The sequence below is a fragment of the Kribbella rubisoli genome (assembly GCF_004217145.1).
Classification (GTDB): domain Bacteria; phylum Actinomycetota; class Actinomycetes; order Propionibacteriales; family Kribbellaceae; genus Kribbella; species Kribbella rubisoli.
Genome location: NZ_SHKR01000011.1, coordinates 1,477,693 through 1,494,991, shown reverse-complemented (window position 1 = coordinate 1,494,991; position 17,299 = coordinate 1,477,693). Strand labels below are relative to the sequence as shown.

The window sequence follows — 17,299 nt, the reverse complement described above, 5'->3', positions numbered from 1 at the left end:
GGTACTGTTCCGCCGCGCCCGGTCCGGCTGGGGGTAGCTCGTGGCACAGGTAGTGATGGTGACCGGCGTCTCGCGAGACGCCGGTGCTCGCTGTGCCCGCAGGCTGGCCGATGACCCGGCGATCGGCACCGTGCTCGGTGTCGATGTGGTCCCGCCACGGGCCGAGCTCGGGCGGGTCCGGTTCGTCCGGGCCGATATCCGTAACCCCGTGATCGCCAAGGTGATCGCGGCCGAAGGCGTGGATACGGTCGTCCACACGGGCGTCGTGGCGACCCCCGGCAGCGCCGGTGGTCGTTCGTCGATGAAGGAGATCAACGTCATCGGCACCATGCAGCTGCTCGCCGCCTGCCAGAAGGCGTCCGGCGTGGCCAAGCTGGTGGTCAAGTCCTCGACCACGGTGTACGGCGCGGGTCCGCGCGATCCGGCCATGTTCACCGAGGAGATGGCGCCGCGGGCGATCCATCACCACGGGCTGAGCAAGGACGCGGTCGAGGTCGAGGGGTACGTGCGCGGCTTCGCGCGGCGCCGCCCCGACGTCTGCGTCACCACACTCCGGATGGCGAACTGGATCGGCCCCAAAACCAATTCCCCGATGACGCGGTACTTCGCTCTCCCCGTCGTCCCGACCGTCTTCGGGTACGACGCGCGCCTGCAGTTCCTGCACGAGGACGACGGCGTCGAAGCGATCCAGCGCGCGACCGTCAACGACCTTCCCGGGACCTTCAACCTGGCCGGCGACGGCATGATCTCGCTGTCCCAGGCGATCCGCCGGCTCGGCCGGCCCACCCTGCGGCTGCCTTCGTTCACCGCGTCCAGCACGGCCGCCGCAGTACGGCGGGCCCGGCTCGCGGACTTCTCGCCGGACCAGATCACCTTCCTCACGTACGGGCGGGGCGTGGACACGACCCGGATGCGGACAGAGTTCGGGTTCGAGCCGAAGTACACGACCGCGGAGGCGTTCGACGACTTCCGCTCCTCACTCGGGGCCGGCGCGATGACGCGGGTCACCGGCCTGCTCGGCGCGGGGCTGGGAGCGTTGCGTGGCTGACGCGGACGTGATCCCGATCGGTTCCGGCGGCCGGCCCGGGCGCGGGAGCGGACGCCGTACGACGCCATCCGCCGCCGCCCGCGCGCTCGTCGGACCAGGCAACCGCACCAAGAAGAACAGCCGGACCAAAACAAGCGGTGAAGACCTCGGTGGGGCAGACCCGACGGTCGAGCCGGTCGGTGCCGTGCCGGACGTCGACGGGCCTGACCTGTCCGGGCTGGACCTCGGCGGGCTGGACTTCGGGCGGTTGGAGCGGGTGGTGCGGGAGCTGTTCGGTGACGACGGCGAGCGCCGGGTCGCCGAGTGGCTGGCGTTCCTGCGCCGGCGACTGAGCGGTGACTACGAGCTCGACGAGTTCGGGTACGACTCCGACCTGACCGACCAGGTGCTGCTGCCGATGCTGCGCCCGATGGTGGAGAAGTGGTTCCGCGTCGAGGTGCGCGGTATCGAGAACATCCCCGCCGACGGCAGCGCGCTGATCGTCGCGAACCACTCCGGCACGATGCCGATCGACGGACTGGTGACCCAGGTCGTCGTCGCGGACCACACCGGCCGGCCGCTCCGCACGCTGGCAGCGGACCTCGTGTTCCAGACGCCGTTCGTCGGCGAGCTGTCGCGCAAGGGCGGCGCGACCCTGGCGAACAACGACGATGCCGAGCGGCTGCTCCGCCAGGGCAACCTGGTCGGCGTCTGGCCCGAAGGATTCAAGGGCCTCGGCAAGCCGTTCGCCGAGCGGTACAAGCTGCAGCGCTTCGGGCGCGGCGGATTCGTCAGCGCCGCGATGCGGACCGGCGTACCGATCGTCCCCTGCTCGATCGTGGGCGCCGAGGAGATCTATCCGCTGGTCGGCAACATCGCCTCGCTGGCTCGGCTGCTCGGCGTCCCGTACATCCCGATCACGCCGTTCTTCCCGCTGCTCGGACCGCTCGGGTTGATCCCGCTGCCGTCGAAGTGGCTGATCGAGTTCGGCGAGCCGATCCGCACCGACGAGTTCCCCGACGGCGCCGCCGACGACCCGATGCTGGTCTTCAACGTCACCGACCAGGTCCGCGAGACCATCCAGCAGACCCTCTACACCCTGCTGATGCAACGCCGCAGCGTCTTCTTCTAACACCGCACCGCCCGCCCCCCGAGCGCTTGCCGAGCACCCGCCCGGCACCCGCCCGGCACCCGCCCGCCCGGCACCCGCCCGCCCGGCACCCGCCCGGCGTGGACGTCTCAGGGGTCAACCCATGAGACGGCCGCTTGACCCCGCAGATTTGGTGGCGCGAACCGACCAACTGAAGGGTTGACCCCTGAGACGTCCAGTCGGGGGCCGGGGTGGGTGAACCGACCAACTGAGGGGTTGACCCCTGAGACGTCCAGCGGGGTGGGGTGGGGTGAACCGCGGGCCGGGGGTTTGCGGTAACAAGTTTGCTGGTGGTGGCAGAAATGTTCCGCGATCGCCACCCTGCAGACCGGCGCGGAGCATCTCGCCGCCGAAGAGCAGCAGCGTTCGGCAGGGGTGCCGGGAGAAAGTGTCGGGCCTGGGCGATGCCGGACCGGCAGTACTGCGAGGCCCCGGCACATGATGCGTGTGCCGGACCGGCAGCACACTGAGGCCCCCGGCACATGATGCGTGTGCCGGACCGGCTGCACACTGAGGCCCCCGGCGCGTGGTGCTTGTGCCGGGGGCCTCAGTTTGGTGTGGCTTACTTCCAGGGTGGGAGCAGGGTGTTGATGATCCCTGGGAGATCGATCAGCGGTGTGGTCGGGAACGGCCACGGCCAGGACGGCGTGGTCGGGGTCAGCGAAGGCAGCACGGTGGGCGTCGCAATCGGCGAGTTCGACGGCGACGGCTTCGGTGGCGTCTTCAGGACCGTCGCAGGCGGGTCCGTGGACTCCTCGACGATCGTGGTGTTCGGAATGTTGGTCGGTGACGTGCTCGGTTGGAGCGTGGTCGACGCACCGGGTGTCGGGATGGTCGAGGACGCCTTGGTGCTCGTCCCCGGCTTGGCCGGGTCACTCGGCTCGCCGTTACCGGGCGTCGTCCGGTTCGGCTTGCTGGTGGTGGTGCCGCCGGTGGTGGCCGACTTCGGCGCCGCGCATTTCGGGCAGGCCGCCGACGTGTGCTGCGCCAGCTGCTCGATCGTCGCCAGCGCCTCCACTCCGGACTTCAGCGACTCCGGCGGGAGTTTGGGCGCGAGCCCCACAAGAGCCTGGCGGGCGCTGGTGATGAAGGCCGTGATCGCGCTGATCGAACTCTCGTCGCCGTTCTGCTGGTACGACGCGACCAGTCGGGACACGCCCTTGCGGGACTGCACCGAGAAGTCGTCCAGGGTCGCATTGATCGTGCCCACCGAACCGCCGTTGGCGGCGAGCTGGCGGACTTCGGACAGTCGGGTCATCGCGTGCTCGAGGTCGCGCCGGCCGCGTGAGTCGTCTCCGACGCTCACATTGGTCGACACGTTCTCGATGCTGCGCTTCATCCCGTACAACGTGTCGCCGGGCATGGCCTGCTGAGCGGCGGCGGCAGAACCGATGCCACCTCCGAGCAGGACGAGCGCGGCGGTACTGGCCACGAGCCGGATCCTCCGGCCCTGTCGGCGGCGGATATCTGTCACGGACGCGCCAACGTCCTCGCGACCCGGCGGGTCGTCCGAGCTGTCCGGTGCGCTGCGCACCATCGTCGGAGTCGCAGTGGTTGCCGCGCGCGCCGCCGCCTGCTCCAGCAGACGGTGCCGCAACTCGGCGCTGAACTCCGGTCGCGGTGCAACTGCGCCGGCGGTCCTCAGCCGTCCGACCAGCTCCACAGCTTCCAGCAACTCGGGGTCTTCGCTCAGTCGCGCGGAGTGACGGGGCCCGTGATCGACGGCGTGCGCGAATGACTCCGCGCGCGCTCGAGCCCTGTGTAGGTCACTCATGATGTTCGTTCTCCTCAATGGCCAGTCGGGGTCACCGACAGGTCCTCATGAAGAGGAACGAGGAAACTCGCTGACGGGTTACGAAAGACATTCGTTGTCATCCGCCTCACCTCAAGTCCTTGGGGATAACCTTCGCCAAGTGCCTCACGGCCCTCAGTTGCAGTTGCTTGACGGCGCCCTCTGACTTCTCGAGCGCCTTGGCCGTTTCCGCGATCGACAGGCCGGCGAAGAACCGCATCGTCAGGCAGTCGCGCTGCTCGTCCGGCAGACCCGCGACCGCGTCCCGCAGTACTTCGGCGGTCGCGGCGGCGAGCACATCGATCTCGGGACCCTCGGTCTGCCGGTCGTGGGTCTCGATCTCGTCGGTGACCACTTCCAGCCGGACCCGCCCGGACTTGTAGTGGTCGGTGATCAGGTTCCGGGCGATCGTCACCAGCCAGGCGCCGAAGTCCCGGCCCTGCCAGCGGAACGAGTCCAGCGCGCGGAGCGCCCGGACGAAGGTCTCACTGGTGAGATCCTCTGCGAGTGCCGACGAGGACACCCGCGCATAGATGTAGCGATAGACGGTGAGCGAGTACTCGTCGTACAGCTCACCGAAGGCACCGACGTCCCCGGCCTGGGCGCGATCGACGAGCTCTGCACGTCTCATCCCGTCCGGGCTTGGCTCCGGCGTGGTCAAGTTTTCTCCCCGTTCAACTGACACGTCTTCTGACACATCCGCGAATGGCCACAGTGGCTGAGGCAGCACCGAGCGTCGTCGCTCGGACACATACTGTCAACAGCCTGAGGCGTGCCGCCTTCCGTCCGGTCTGGTCGTCACGAATGCGCCAGCGGACTGCGTCCGTCAGTCGGAGCAGCCTGCTGTGGGGAGGGTGGAGCATCGCGCATGAGGTTCCCCGCGCGGCCGGGTTTCTGCAGTGTGAGGTTCGACAGAAGCGCGCCCGCGAAGTCACCTGTATATCGGTGGTCACGCTCTGCTGCAACCGTTCTGGGCAAGCCGGTTGAAAGTCCGTGGCCCCCGTGGCCGTGACAGACTCACCTGGTGAACGTGAATTTCGCGGACATTCTTCGTGACACAGCGCGACGGCACGGCGAGCGTCCGGCGCTGGTCGACGGGGACCGCCGACTGACCTGGAGCGAGGTCGACGCCGCCGTCGACCAGACCGCGAAGGGGCTTGCCGCGGCCGGTTTGGTGCCCGGGGCCCGGGTCCTTCTCCTGGTTGCCAACAGCATCGACTTCGTCGCGTCCTACCTGGGCATTCTCCGGGCCGGACTGGTCGCAGTGCCGCTGAACACCGGGCTCACCAAGCCCGAGATCGCGACCGTCACGGCGCACTCCGGAGCCCGGCTGGCGATCGCTGGACCGGGCCTCGCGGACCGGCTCGAGGGCATCCGGACGGTGGCGCCGGGGCAGCTCGAAGGTGACGCTCCGTTACCGTTGCCGATCGATCCCGAGGCGCTCGCGGTCCTGCTGTACACGTCCGGGACCAGTGGAGATCCGCGTGCCGCGATGCTCACCCATCGGGCACTTTCCGCGAATGTGCAGAACCTCACCGAGCTCGGAGAAGACCGGATGGGGCCCGAGGACGTGGTTCTCGGCGTGCTGCCGATGTTCCACGCGTTCGGCTTGAACGCCGTCCTGGGCTGGGCCGTCGCCACCGGCGCGGCGCTGATCGTCGAGCAGCGATTCGACCCCGAGGAGACTCTCGAGCTGGTCGGCAAGCACGGCGTGACCCGCCTGCCGCTGGCCCCGCCGGCGCTGCACACCCTCCTGGGTCGAGCCGATCTGCGTGCTGCGCTGCAGCCGGTCAAGGTGGTGCTGACCGGCGCGTCCACGCTCGACCGCACGCTCGCGGATCGCTTCGAGCAGGTGAGCGGCCACTTCGTGCACCAGGGGTACGGCCTGACCGAGGCTTCCCCGGGCGTCACGACAACACTGGGCGAGTCCGAGCCGAAGCTCGGCTCCGTCGGCCGCCCGCTGCCGAACGTCGAGCTCAGGATCGCCGACGAGCAGGGCGAGGACGTCGAGGGCGACGATCCCGGCGAGATCCTGATCCGCGGCGGCAACCTCTTCTCCGGGTACTGGCCGGACGGCGTGGACGGTCCGGACGCGAAGGGCTGGTACCGGACCGGTGACGTCGGGTTCCTGGACTCCGACGGCGACCTGTTCCTGGTCGATCGGCTCCGCGAGCTGATCATCGTGTCCGGCTTCAACGTGTTCCCGAGCGAGGTCGAGGAAGTGCTGGTCGCTGCTCCCGGCGTACGCGAGGCGGCTGTCATCGGTATGCCGTCCGAGGAGACGGGCGAGGCGGTCAAGGCGTTCGTCGTACCGCAGGCAGACACCACGGTGGATGTTGCGGCGGTCCGTGAGTACGCCGAGGGCCGGCTCGCGCGGTTCAAGTCCCCGGTCGAGATCGAGGTCGTGGACCAACTCCCGCACTCGGTCACAGGCAAGGTTGCCAAGGGACGGCTGCGGGAGAGCGGTCGATGAGCCGGGTCACGATGTACGGGAAACCCGGCTGCCACCTCTGTGACGACGCCCGGGAGATCATCCGCGCGGTCTGCGGCGAGCTCGGCGTGGAGTGGACCGAGGTCGACATCACCCAGGATGACCAGCTGTTCACGCAGTACGGCGAACAGATCCCGGTCACGTTCGTCGACGGGAAGCAGCACGACTTCTGGCGGGTGGACCCCGCGAGGCTCAGGAAGGCCTTGACAAGCTAGGGCGTGTCTTGCAGGTCACCCTCGCCGATTTTGTTCTCACGTTCACAAGCTCCTAGAGTAAGAGCTGCCGCCGGCCGTCAGACCGCGGTGAACCAACCGCTCCCAGGAGAATTGTGACGCGTGCCAGCAGCCGTCGCCCCGGCCCGCCGACGAGAACCGAACGCGGCATCCCCGAGGCGACTGTCGCGCGCTTGCCGGTCTACCTGCGGGCCCTGACCGCGCTCTCGGACAACGGCATCGCGACCGCGTCGAGCGAGGATCTGGCGACGGCGGCCGGGGTCAACTCCGCCAAGCTCCGCAAGGACCTGTCCTACCTGGGCTCCTACGGCACCCGCGGCGTCGGGTACGACGTCGAGTACCTGCGCTACCAGATCGCCCGCGAGATCGGCGTCACCCAGGACTGGGCCGTGGTCATCGTCGGGATCGGAAACCTGGGCCACGCGCTGGCGAACTACTCCGGCTTCGGCACCCGCGGCTTCCGGATCGTCGCCCTGCTCGACGCCGACCCGAAGCTGGTCGGCGAGCGGATCGGCGACATGGAGGTCCGCGACTTCGCCGAGCTCGAGGACATCGTCGAGCGCGACCGGGTCTCGATCGGCGTGATCACCACGCCCGCCGGTCCGGCCCAGGAGGTCTGCGACCGGCTGGTCGCCGCCGGCGTGACCAGCATCCTGAACTTCGCGCCCGTGGTGCTGTCCGTGCCCGACGGCGTCGACATCCGCAAGGTGGACCTCTCGATCGAGTTGCAGATCCTGGCGTACCACGAACAACGAAAGTCCGGAGAGGCGGCGCTCCCCCAGGTGCCCGAGCTACCAGCGATGAACGGTCTGAGCGATCTTCCGAGTGTTGGGGGAGGTGTCGGCGCGTGAGCTACCTGGTCGTCGGCATCAGTCACCGTTCCGCGGACATCAACGTCCTCGAGCGTGTGGCGCTCGACGCGGATGCGGCGACCAAGCTGGCTCTGGCCGTCAAGCACACCCCGGCCGTTGCCGAGTCCGCAGTCATTGCCACCTGCAACCGAACCGAGGTCTACGCGACCGTCGACCGGTTCCACGCGGGGATGGACGAGGTCACCGCGATCCTGTCCGACGTCACCGGCGTGCCGCTGCTGGATCTGGCCGAACACCTCTACGTGCACTTCGAAGAGGGTTCGGTCGCGCACCTGTTCCAAGTCGCTGTCGGGCTCGACTCGATGGTCGTCGGCGAGAGCCAGATCCTCGGCCAGGTGAAGGAGACGCTGCGCGTCGGCCAGGACCTGGAGACGATCGGCTCCGACCTGAATGCCCTGTTCCAGCACGCGTTGCGGGTCGGCAAGCGGGCCCGGACCGAGACCGGCATCGACTCCGCAGGCCGCTCGGTCGTGTCGGCCGGCCTGGAAGCTGTCGGCGGCTTCGAAGGCCGCCGCGCGCTGATCGTCGGAGCCGGCTCGATGGCCTCGCTGGCGGCACAGACCTTGATCAACGGTGGCGCCAAGAGCGTGACCATTGCCAACCGCAACTATGACCGCGCGGTCGCGCTGACCGATCGCATCGGCGGTACGCCGGTCCCGCTCGCCGACGTGCCGGATGCGCTGCGCGACGCCGACCTGATCGTGTCGTGCACCGGCGCCCGCGGCGTCGTACTGACCGAAGAGATGATCCGGAACGCGTCGGACGGACGGCCGCTCGGCGTGCTCGACGTCGCCCTGCCGCGCGACGTCGCGCCGGAGGCCGCACGGATCCCCGGCGTCACGCTGGTCACGCTCGCCGACCTCGCTGGTACGGCGGGAGGCAGCGAAGCCGACATCGACGAGGTACGGCGGATCGTCGGCGAGGAGACCGGTGCGTTCGAGGCGACCCGGCGGGCCGCGTCGGTCGCGCCGACCGTGGTCGCGCTGCGGACGATGGCGACCGAGCTGGTCGACTCCGAGCTGGCCCGGCTGGACCGCCGGCTGCCCGGCCTCGACGAGCAGCAGCGGCACGAGGTCGCGCGGACCATCCGCCGCGTCGTCGACAAGTTGCTGCACAACCCGACGGTCCGCGTGAAGGAGCTCGGCGGAGACCCGGGCGGACCGACGTACGCCGATGCGCTGCGCGAGCTGTTCGCGCTCGACCAGGCAACGGTGGACGCGGTGACAGCGGTCAAGTCTCCCGAGGACACCAGCAAGACACCCGCGGATGCCCGCCACGGTGGAGGTGAGCAGGCATGATCCGGCTCGGTACCCGTCGCTCCGCGCTCGCGACCGCGCAGTCGACCCTCGTCGCGGACGAGTTGCGCGCGCTCGGCCACGAGGTCGAGCTCGTGCTGATCACGACCACCGGCGACGTGAACCGCGCCCCGGTCGAGCAGATCGGCGGCACCGGCATCTTCGTCAGCGCACTGCGCGACGCCTTGCTGGCCGACGAGATCGACATCGCGGTGCACTCGCTCAAGGACCTGCCGACCGCGCCGGTCGACGGTCTGGTGATCGGCGCCATCCCGCTCCGCGAGGACCCGCGCGACGTGCTCATTGCCCGTGACGGCCTGACGCTCGGCGAGCTGCCGCGCGGCTCTGTCATCGGCACCGGGGCCGCGCGTCGCGTCGCGCAGATCGACGCGCTCGGCCTGGGCGTCGAGTGCACCGGAGTCCGCGGCAACGTCGACACCCGGATCTCACTCGTCACCGACGGCAAGGTCGACGCGGTGATCGTCGCGCGTGCCGGGGTGTCGCGGCTGGGACGGTTGTCCGAGGTCACCGAGACGCTGGATCCGATCCAGATGCTGCCCGCGCCTGGGCAGGGTGCGCTGGCGATCGAGTGCCGGTCGGACAACACCGAGGTGCTGGCCGCGCTGGCGCACCTCGAGGATCCTGCCACCCGCGCGGCAGTGACAGCAGAGCGGCAGTTGCTGGCCACGCTCGAGGCGGGGTGCACGGCTCCGGTCGGCGCGCTGGCCGAGGTGGTCGAGGGCGAGGACGGCCCGGAGCTCTGGCTGCGCGGCGCGCTCGGCCAGGAGGACGGCGTACGACGCCTGTCCGCGAACGGGTCGGTCGACGACCCGGAGTCGGTCGGCAAGGCACTGGCGCACGAACTGCTGGAGCAAACATGACACCGGCACAGGGCACTACGACCGCGGCCCACAAGACGGCCCACAAGACCAGCAGGAAAACGACGAGGGCGAAGGCAGACGTGAGCGCGAAGACAGCGGCCACCGCAGCACCTCAGAAGGCTGCGACCAGTACCGTCAAGCAGACCAGACCACTCGGCCACGTGACATTCGTCGGCGTCGGCCCCGGCGACCCCGCACTGCTGACGCTGGCCGGCCGTGATGTGCTCGCCAACGCCGACGCAGTCGTTGTCGAGGGCCCCGAACACGACGCGTTCCTGACCTATTGCAGGCCAGGCGTCGAGGTTATCGACGGCTCCGGCGCCGAGGGCAGCCGGGCGCTGCGGATCGCAGCCCGGGCGCGGCTCGTCGTGAAGACGGCCAAGACCGCGGCGAACGTCGTACGCCTGCTGACCGGCGACCCGTTCACCTTCTCCAGTGGCGCCGAGGAGGCAGCTGCCTGCAAGAAGGCGGGGATCGGGTTCAACGTCGTCCCGGGTGTGAGCGAGGTGAGCGCGGTCCCGACGTACGCCGGGATCCCGCTGACGATGAAGGGCGACCGCGAGGTCACCGTCGTCGACCTGGCCGAGAACAAGCTCGACCTGACCCGGCTGCAGCCGAAGCAGACGCTGGTCCTGCTGAACGCGTCGGAGACGCTGAAGGAGACCGCTGCCGCGCTCGTCGAGGCCGGCTTCGACGCTTCGACCCCGGTCGCGGCGACGGTCGGTGGTACGACGACCGCGCAGACGAGCGTCGTCGGCACGCTGGAGACGATCGTCACCGACCTGCGCGCCGCGAAGGTGACCGGCGAGCCCGTCATCGTCGTCGGCAGCGTGGTCGAGCAACGCGAGGCGCTGTCCTGGTTCGAGACCAAGCCGCTGTTCGGCTGGCGGATCCTGGTCCCGCGGACCAAGGACCAGGCCGGCCCGCTGATGGACCGGCTCCGTCGGTACGGCGCGATGCCGGAAGAGGTCCCGACCATCTCGGTCGAACCGCCGCGCAATCCGCAGCAGATGGACAAGGCGATCCGCGGTCTGGTCGAGGGACGCTACGAGTGGGTCGCGTTCACCTCGGTCAACGCGGTGAAGGCGGTCCGGGAGAAGTTCGACGAGTACGGGCTGGACGCGCGCGCGTTCTCCGGGCTGAAGATCGCGGCGGTCGGCGACAAGACCGCCGAGGCGATCGGTGCCTGGGGCATCCGTCCGGACCTGGTCCCGTCCGGTGAGCAGTCGGCCGCCGGGCTGGTCGAGGACTGGCCGCCGTTCGACGAGGTGCTCGACCCGATCAACCGGGTCTTCCTGCCGCGCGCGGACATCGCCACCGAGACACTCGTTGCCGGACTCACCGATCTCGGCTGGGAGGTCGACGACGTCACGGCGTACCGGACCGTGCGCGCCGCTCCGCCGCCGGCGCCGACCCGCGAGGCGATCAAGTCGGGCAAGTTCGACGCGGTCGTGTTCACGTCGTCCTCGACCGTGCGGAACCTGGTCGGCATCGCCGGCAAGCCGCACGCGTCGACTGTGATCGCGGTGATCGGCCCGGCCACGCTGAAGACCGCCGAGGAGCACGGCCTGCGCGTCGACGCGATGGCCGAGTCGCCGTCGGTCGAGGAGCTGGCCGACGCCCTCGCCCGCTTCGGAGCCGACCGGCGTGACACCATGGTGGAGGCCGGTGAACCGGTCACCCGTCCGTCCGAGCGTCGCTCGGGATCTCGTCGGAAGAGCTGAGTTCCATGCCTGGTGGTTTCCCGGAGGTCAGGCCGCGGCGGCTTCGGTCGTCGGCGGCGGTACGTCGACTGGTCGCGGAGACCGTCATCGAGCCGCGGCAGTTGATCCTGCCGATGTTCATCCGGGAAGACGCCCGGGAGCCGATCCCGATCCGGTCGATGCCCGGCGTCGTCCAGCACACCCGGGACACGGCGCGGAAGGCTGTCGCGGAGGCTGCGTCGCTCGGTCTCGGCGGGGTGATGTTGTTCGGCGTACCTTCGGTGAAGGACCCCGTTGGCTCTGGCGCCCTGGATCCGGCAGGGATCCTGAATGTCGCGATCGCCGATGCTGTTTCCGAGGCCGGTGACTCGCTGCTGGTGATGTCGGACCTTTGCCTGGACGAGTTCACGTCGCACGGACATTGCGGCGTACTCGATGCTTCTGGCCGGGTGGACAACGACGCCACGCTGTCGATCTACGCCGAGATGGGTGTCGCGCAGGCTTCGGCGGGCGCCCATGTCGTCGGTCCGTCCGGGATGATGGACGGCCAGGTCGGCGTCGTACGCAGCGCGCTCGACGCGGCCGGCTTCATCGACACCGTCATCCTCGCGTACGCCGTGAAGTACGCGTCGGCATTCTTCGGCCCGTTCCGCGAGGCGGTCGACTCGTCGCTCACCGGCGACCGGAAGACGTACCAGCAGGACAACGCCAACGCCCGCGACGCCATCCGCGAGGTCGACCTCGACATCGCCGAAGGCGCCGACATCGTCATGGTCAAGCCGGCCCTCGCCTACCTCGACATCATCCGCCAGGTCCGCGACCACGTGAACGTCCCCGTTGCCGCGTACAACATCTCCGGCGAATACGCCATGGTAGAAGCCGCCGCCGCCAACGGCTGGATCAACCGCGACGCCGCCATCCTCGAAACCCTAACCTCAATCCGCCGAGCCGGCGCCGACACCATCCTCACCTACTGGGCCGCCGAAGCAGTCCACCTCCTGAACCCCAGGTGAGCCAGAGCGGGAAAACTGCCCCCGCGCGCTACGCACCCGCTCTCTCGTCGCTGCGCTCCTCGGCAGCGGCTGCTACGCCCGTCGCCCACCCACCCTCCGGCTACTGCCGGACTTGCCGGCTGCCGCCGGCGTACTGCGCGCTGCTGCGCGATCGACGGCCTGGCTGGTGCCTGGGAGAAAGCTGATTGCGTGCCCACGAGCCTGCGTCGTGTGGGCTTGTCGCGCGCTGTCGACACCTCGGTCCGCGTGCTCACAAGAAACGACTAAAACGCGATCGAACTCCTCGTCCGTGTCGTGGCACCATGAAGGCATGCAGATCAACAGAAAGGCCGATGCCGCGTAAGCGCCCGGCTCAACTTCGTGCGGACTCTGCTGCACGACTGCGGATGACGAAGACCAATGGTCTCTCCACAATCACCCGAATCTCCAACCTTCCCGGCCTGTCTCCGCACGGCCGGCGTGTGATCGCTCGCCTGGAGAACACCCTCCTGGAGCCCGGGCAGGTGCTGGAGGCGACCCGGTACTGGGAGCGGTTCGTCCGTGATCCCGCTCATCGCCTATACGACCCGCGCTACACGGGATGCGGCATCTGGGAGTGCTGCCCGCCGATGCTCGAGGTCCAGGCGATCCTGCACATCGTCGTACACAACCTCCCTCGCCGGGACTCCCGCCGCCTCCAGTCTCAACTCGACCAAATCAACGAATGCTGGAGATGGCGACCCCCATACGCGTGACGTCACCTAGATGTGGTTGGCGAGCACGAGGCTGACCTAGCCTGTCTCGTGTGCGATCCAGCCGGAGACGCGCCACGCCCCCGATTCCGGCGTACCTGCATCGTCCACTCCGGCCACCGTCTCGACGGTGTCGATCGGAGCCGGCTGGGCGGTGGCGGGATTGGCGAAGGGCGTGGCTGGGTCGGGGAGGGCGGCGGTAGCGGCCTACTTGGTCAGGTGGGTGGCGATACGGACCTGGCGTCGGGCGCCGGACTGGTCGATGGCTGCGATGAGGTGGAGCTCGAGGGTCTCCAGGCGGGCCTTCTCCGCGACGACTGCGTCGAGAGCCGACACCTTCTCGCTCTCGCTCATCGACCAGACGGGCCGTTCGCCGAGGACCTCCATACCGACAACCCTAGACACGGCCACCGACAGTTTTCCAACTTCAGAACCCCTTATTTTCGAGGGATTCTGAGCAATCGAGTTGTCGACAGATGCGCTACTTGTCCACAGCTTCAAGGGCCGCACGGCAAGTATGCCAAGGTCACCGCGGAGGCCGCCTTCTGGCGCGGGTGGTCGTCAAAGGCGGGTTAGGGCCGAGGCTATGAAGACGGCCTGTTGGCCTGTGCAGGCGGTGACTTTGGCTCGGGTTGTGTCTACGAAACCTCCTCCGACGGAGACCTCGTCGCCGACCTGGGCGACTGGTATTCCTGCGCGGTCGGTCAGGGTGGGGTTGCCGTCGGGGATTGTGACGCTCCAGCCTCGGGGCCAGGCGATGTCGACGAACTGCACGTTGTCGATGTTGGAGGGGCGGAGTACCAGGCAGTTCGTCGAGGGGTCGAGGTCCAGCGTTCCCATCAGTTGCGCTTGCATCGCGACCGGCGGATCGTCTCGCTGAACTGTTAGTCCGGGCAACGTGTCCATGTCTCCATCATGCGCCGACGTGCTGGATTGTGTAGTCGGATTGGGTGAAGCCGGCGTTGAGGGTGCGGGTGGCGTTGTGGGTCAGGGGGATGTCGGAGGTCAGGGGGCCGAAGAGGGGGATGCCGGTGCCTAGGAGGACCGGGGCGGTGGTGATGGTCAGCTCGTTGAGGAGGCCGGCGGTCAGGAAGGTCTGGATGGTTCGGGCGCCGTCGGTGTAGATGCGTTGGGCGCCTCGGTCGGTGAGGGTTTCGACCAGGGCGTCCAGGGTGCGGTGGACGAGGATGCGGTCGTCGGTGTTCGGGTCGAGGGTCGAGCTGAGGACCTCCACCTGCTTGCCTTCGTACGGCCAGAGGTCGTACGTCAGCGCCAGCTCATAGGTGTTCCGGCCGAGTACGACGGTGTCGATCGAGGACATGAACTCGTCGTACCCGGTCTCGCCGGCGTGTTCGGCTCGGGTGGTGAGCCAGTCGATGGAGCCGTCGGGGCGGGCGATGTAGCCGTCGAGGCTGGTGGCGATGAAGGCAGCGGCGTGGAAGCTCACGCCGACATTTTAGTAGCCCGACACCTCCGGCCAGCTCAGCTCCACCCCGTCGGCGGCCAGACGGGACTGGTACTCCGCGAGGAGGGCCGGCGTACTGCGGACCGCTCGCGGCGTCGCACCGCGGTCCAGGCAGAAGGCGGCCAGCGCACCAGCGGATTCGCCGATGTTCCATTCGACCGGGTGGAGCCGGTAGCAGCCGTTGGTGATATGCGTCGTGCCGAGATTCTTGTTGGCAGGAAGGAGATTCTCGACCCGCTGCGGGATGAGCGCACCGAGCGGGATCCGGAACGGGCTGCTCGCGACATCGATGTAATTGTCGCCGCCGGTCGACGGATGCAGGTCGATGCGGTACATCCCGACGCCGACGGTGTCGTCGTACTCGACCGCGCCTCGGTCGCCGCGGACCGCGACCGAGAGGTCCTGCTCGACGATCGTGTACTCCGCCCTGATCCGCCGCGATTCCCGGATGTACGGCGCCTGCGCCAGCCCGTCCGCCGAACCAAGCAGATCCCCACGCAGCCGGAGCCCGGGGAAGCCGCTCCCGCCGTCGGGCCGAGGTGCCTCGGTCTGCAGCCAGTAGAAGACGGACTGCGACAGCTCACGCGCCGCGGCGAGATGCTTCGAAGCGTCCGGTACGTCGATGACGGCGCCCTCGAAGTAGTCGATCATCGGCCAGTTCACCAGGCAGATGTCGCTCTCGTACGCGCCCGGGACGAAGTGCCGGCGCGCCGCGATCCGGCGGAACGTCCACAGGTTCGTGTCGCCGCCGGTCAGGCGCTGATCGGCAACCACCGCAAGCGGATCGTCGTCGGGGTTCGGCGTGAAGGAGCGGTGTGACGTCTCCAGCGTCCGGGGGTTCGGAGCGGTCCAGGACAGCAGGCGGTCGCCCCAGAACGACGGCTGGTAGTTCCGCCAGAAGGCGTAGTTCGGCGGCTTGTCACCGACCTGGTCGCCGTCGACGTGATCGACCGCGAAGCAGTACGAGACCGCCTGCATGTTCATCGGCTGCGCTTCCGCGGGCGCGCTCGGCTCGCCGGTCTCGCTCTGCGCCTCGAACCCGGTCACGTACTCCGTCCCGGTCAGCGGCAGCAGTTCCCCGGTCTCGGTCGCATCGAGGATGTACGGCGCGGTGACAGTCACCTGCTCGTCGGAATCACGATGCTGCACAGTCACCGCGGTCACGCGATCGCCGTCGGTCTCCGCGGCGACAGGACGGTACGGCTGGAGCACCTGCAGACGATGACTCGCTCTGTACGGCGCGAGCATGGCTTCCAGCACTGCGAGTGCGACTCGCGGCTCATGGCAGAGCTTGGATACGTATCCAGCGCCAGGGTTCAGCTGAGGCATTGCGCGGGAGGCTGCGGTCAGTGGGTAGTGCCGACGGTAGTACTCGCGGATGCCGTCGCGGAGAGCGCGGTACGACGCTGTGACGCCGAACTGCTCGACCCAGCTGTGCTCGTCCGGCGGGACGGCCTGGCTGGTCAGCTGTCCGCCGAGCCAGTCGAACTCCTCGGTCAGCACGACCGATCGACCGGCACGCAGCGCAGCCAAGGCCGCCGCCACGCCGCCGAGTCCGCCGCCGACCACAAGTACCTCTGTATGCATTCAGACACCTTTGGGTGGAGTGAGAGTGGTTCCTTCGGTCAGCTCGCACGGGAGCAGGATCTGCTGCGAGGTCGCGGCGCCGGCCAGGATCGCCTCGAGCAGCTCGACCGCCCGCACCCCAATCGCCCGCCGCGGCACATGAAACCCGCTGAAGTCCACGTCACTCGCCACAGGCCGAGTCGAATCACCAAGCGCAACGACAGACAGATCCCCAGGTACGTCGATCCCGCGCGCGGAAGCCGCGGCAAGCAGCGCAATCGCATCAGCCCGCTCCTCCACAAACACCGCGGTGATCCGCCGCTCCACCAACACATCGACCGCCTCCCCAACCCACTGCATCTGCGGCGAGGTTTGGAGGACCAGGGCTTTGGGGCCGGCGGTTTGGTGGAAGCCTTGGAGGCGGTCTGCGGAGGATTCGGGGATGGGGGCGGGGCCTGTGGCGGGGCCGAGGTAGGCGAGGTGGCGGTGGCCGAGTTTGAGGGCTCGGTCGGCCAGGAGACGGGTCGCGGTGGTGTAGTCGGCGCCCACGGAGGGGACGGGGGCGCCGGCGTCGTTGCGGCGGCCGACCGAGACGAAGGGGTAGTCCTCGGCGATCAGGCGGGCGAGCTCGTCGGAGGGGACGTCTCGGCCGAGGAGTAGGCAGCCGTCGGCGATGCGGAGGCGGTTGTTCTCGTGGAAGATCCGGCGGTGGCCGTCCGCGACCGGGGCGCTGGTGAACAGCAGCAGGTCCCACCCGAGGCGCTCGGCGCGGTCCTCGATGCCGGCCAGGAACGGGTAGTAGAAGTCACCGCTCGTGCTCGGGAACACCGACTCGTAGGTGAACACGCCGAGGATCTGGTTGCGTTGCTTGAGCATCCGCCGGGCCAACGGATCCGCCTGGTACCCGGTGTCCCGGATCACCTTGAGCACCCGGTCCCGGGTTTCGGCCGGGATCCGGGCGGTCGCGTCACTGCGATTGTTCAGCACCAGTGAGACCGTCGTCTGGCTGACGTTCGCCAGTCGCGCGATATCGCGCTGGGTCAGCCGGGTCGCCTTCTGTGGCATCGCCCGACAGTAGCC

At 68.7% G+C, this 17,299-nt stretch carries 17 protein-coding genes; 10 read left to right on the top strand and 7 right to left on the bottom strand.

The genetic code is table 11. The annotated features are described in order from the left end of the window. The first annotated feature begins 40 nt into the window (after positions 1 to 40). Complete coding sequence (locus tag EV645_RS10080; RefSeq protein WP_242000305.1) at positions 41 to 1,048, top strand: NAD-dependent epimerase/dehydratase family protein; 1,008 nt, start codon at positions 41 to 43, stop codon at positions 1,046 to 1,048. Then, a complete protein-coding gene (locus EV645_RS10075) occupies positions 1,041 to 2,159 on the top strand; it encodes a lysophospholipid acyltransferase family protein (protein ID WP_130441968.1) in 1,119 nt (372 codons plus the stop codon). The genes EV645_RS10080 and EV645_RS10075 overlap by 8 nt, the downstream gene beginning before the upstream one ends. Before the next feature lie 580 nt (positions 2,160 to 2,739). Here EV645_RS10075 and EV645_RS10070 read toward each other — a convergent pair. Next, a complete protein-coding gene (locus EV645_RS10070) occupies positions 2,740 to 3,951 on the bottom strand; it encodes a DUF5667 domain-containing protein (protein ID WP_130441966.1) in 1,212 nt (403 codons plus the stop codon). 106 nt (positions 3,952 to 4,057) lie between these two features. Beyond that, positions 4,058 to 4,600, bottom strand: coding sequence for a sigma-70 family RNA polymerase sigma factor (locus tag EV645_RS10065; protein ID WP_130384882.1), 543 nt, complete (start codon positions 4,598 to 4,600; stop codon positions 4,058 to 4,060). A gap of 393 nt (positions 4,601 to 4,993) precedes the next feature. Here EV645_RS10065 and EV645_RS10060 point away from each other — a divergent pair, with 393 nt between their 5' ends. The 8 genes from EV645_RS10060 (at position 4,994) to EV645_RS10025 (ending at position 13,191) form a co-directional block, all read left to right on the top strand. Beyond that, entirely contained in the window at positions 4,994 to 6,442 is a 1,449-nt protein-coding gene (locus EV645_RS10060; RefSeq protein WP_130441964.1) for a class I adenylate-forming enzyme family protein, read from the top strand. Next, positions 6,439 to 6,675 (top strand): glutaredoxin family protein, encoded by a 237-nt coding sequence (locus EV645_RS10055; protein WP_130441962.1) that lies wholly within the window; start codon positions 6,439 to 6,441, stop codon positions 6,673 to 6,675. Before EV645_RS10060 ends, EV645_RS10055 begins: the two co-directional genes overlap by 4 nt. 113 nt (positions 6,676 to 6,788) lie before the next feature. Next, positions 6,789 to 7,544, top strand: a complete 756-nt coding sequence (locus tag EV645_RS10050; protein ID WP_130441960.1) for a redox-sensing transcriptional repressor Rex — start codon at positions 6,789 to 6,791, stop codon at positions 7,542 to 7,544. Further along, positions 7,541 to 8,863: a glutamyl-tRNA reductase gene (locus tag EV645_RS10045; RefSeq protein WP_130441958.1), complete on the top strand. Its 1,323-nt coding sequence runs from the start codon at positions 7,541 to 7,543 to the stop codon at positions 8,861 to 8,863. Before EV645_RS10050 ends, EV645_RS10045 begins: the two co-directional genes overlap by 4 nt. Next, entirely contained in the window at positions 8,860 to 9,741 is an 882-nt protein-coding gene (gene hemC / locus EV645_RS10040; protein WP_130441956.1) for a hydroxymethylbilane synthase, read from the top strand. The genes EV645_RS10045 and hemC overlap by 4 nt, the downstream gene beginning before the upstream one ends. After that, complete coding sequence (locus EV645_RS10035; protein WP_130441954.1) at positions 9,738 to 11,465, top strand: bifunctional uroporphyrinogen-III C-methyltransferase/uroporphyrinogen-III synthase; 1,728 nt, start codon at positions 9,738 to 9,740, stop codon at positions 11,463 to 11,465. The genes hemC and EV645_RS10035 overlap by 4 nt, the downstream gene beginning before the upstream one ends. A gap of 5 nt (positions 11,466 to 11,470) precedes the next feature. Further along, positions 11,471 to 12,457 (top strand): porphobilinogen synthase, encoded by a 987-nt coding sequence (gene hemB / locus EV645_RS10030; RefSeq protein ID WP_130441952.1) that lies wholly within the window; start codon positions 11,471 to 11,473, stop codon positions 12,455 to 12,457. A gap of 386 nt (positions 12,458 to 12,843) precedes the next feature. After that, the gene (locus EV645_RS10025) at positions 12,844 to 13,191 is read left to right on the top strand and encodes a hypothetical protein (RefSeq protein WP_130441950.1); all 348 of its coding nucleotides are present in this window, start codon (positions 12,844 to 12,846) and stop codon (positions 13,189 to 13,191) included. A gap of 204 nt (positions 13,192 to 13,395) precedes the next feature. On the opposite strand, the gene EV645_RS10020 is transcribed toward EV645_RS10025, so the two are convergent. The 5 genes from EV645_RS10020 to EV645_RS10000 form a co-directional block, all read right to left on the bottom strand. Beyond that, positions 13,396 to 13,575, bottom strand: coding sequence for a hypothetical protein (locus EV645_RS10020; RefSeq protein WP_130441948.1), 180 nt, complete (start codon positions 13,573 to 13,575; stop codon positions 13,396 to 13,398). A gap of 174 nt (positions 13,576 to 13,749) precedes the next feature. Then, positions 13,750 to 14,094, bottom strand: coding sequence for a hypothetical protein (locus EV645_RS10015; protein WP_130441946.1), 345 nt, complete (start codon positions 14,092 to 14,094; stop codon positions 13,750 to 13,752). A 7-nt stretch (positions 14,095 to 14,101) separates the two neighbouring features. Then, complete coding sequence (locus tag EV645_RS10010; RefSeq protein WP_130441944.1) at positions 14,102 to 14,635, bottom strand: dihydrofolate reductase family protein; 534 nt, start codon at positions 14,633 to 14,635, stop codon at positions 14,102 to 14,104. A gap of 9 nt (positions 14,636 to 14,644) precedes the next feature. Further along, entirely contained in the window at positions 14,645 to 16,240 is a 1,596-nt protein-coding gene (locus EV645_RS10005) for an FAD-dependent oxidoreductase (RefSeq protein WP_130441942.1), read from the bottom strand. Further along, entirely contained in the window at positions 16,241 to 17,284 is a 1,044-nt protein-coding gene (locus EV645_RS10000) for a LacI family DNA-binding transcriptional regulator (RefSeq protein WP_130441940.1), read from the bottom strand. Positions 17,285 to 17,299 lie beyond the last annotated feature (15 nt).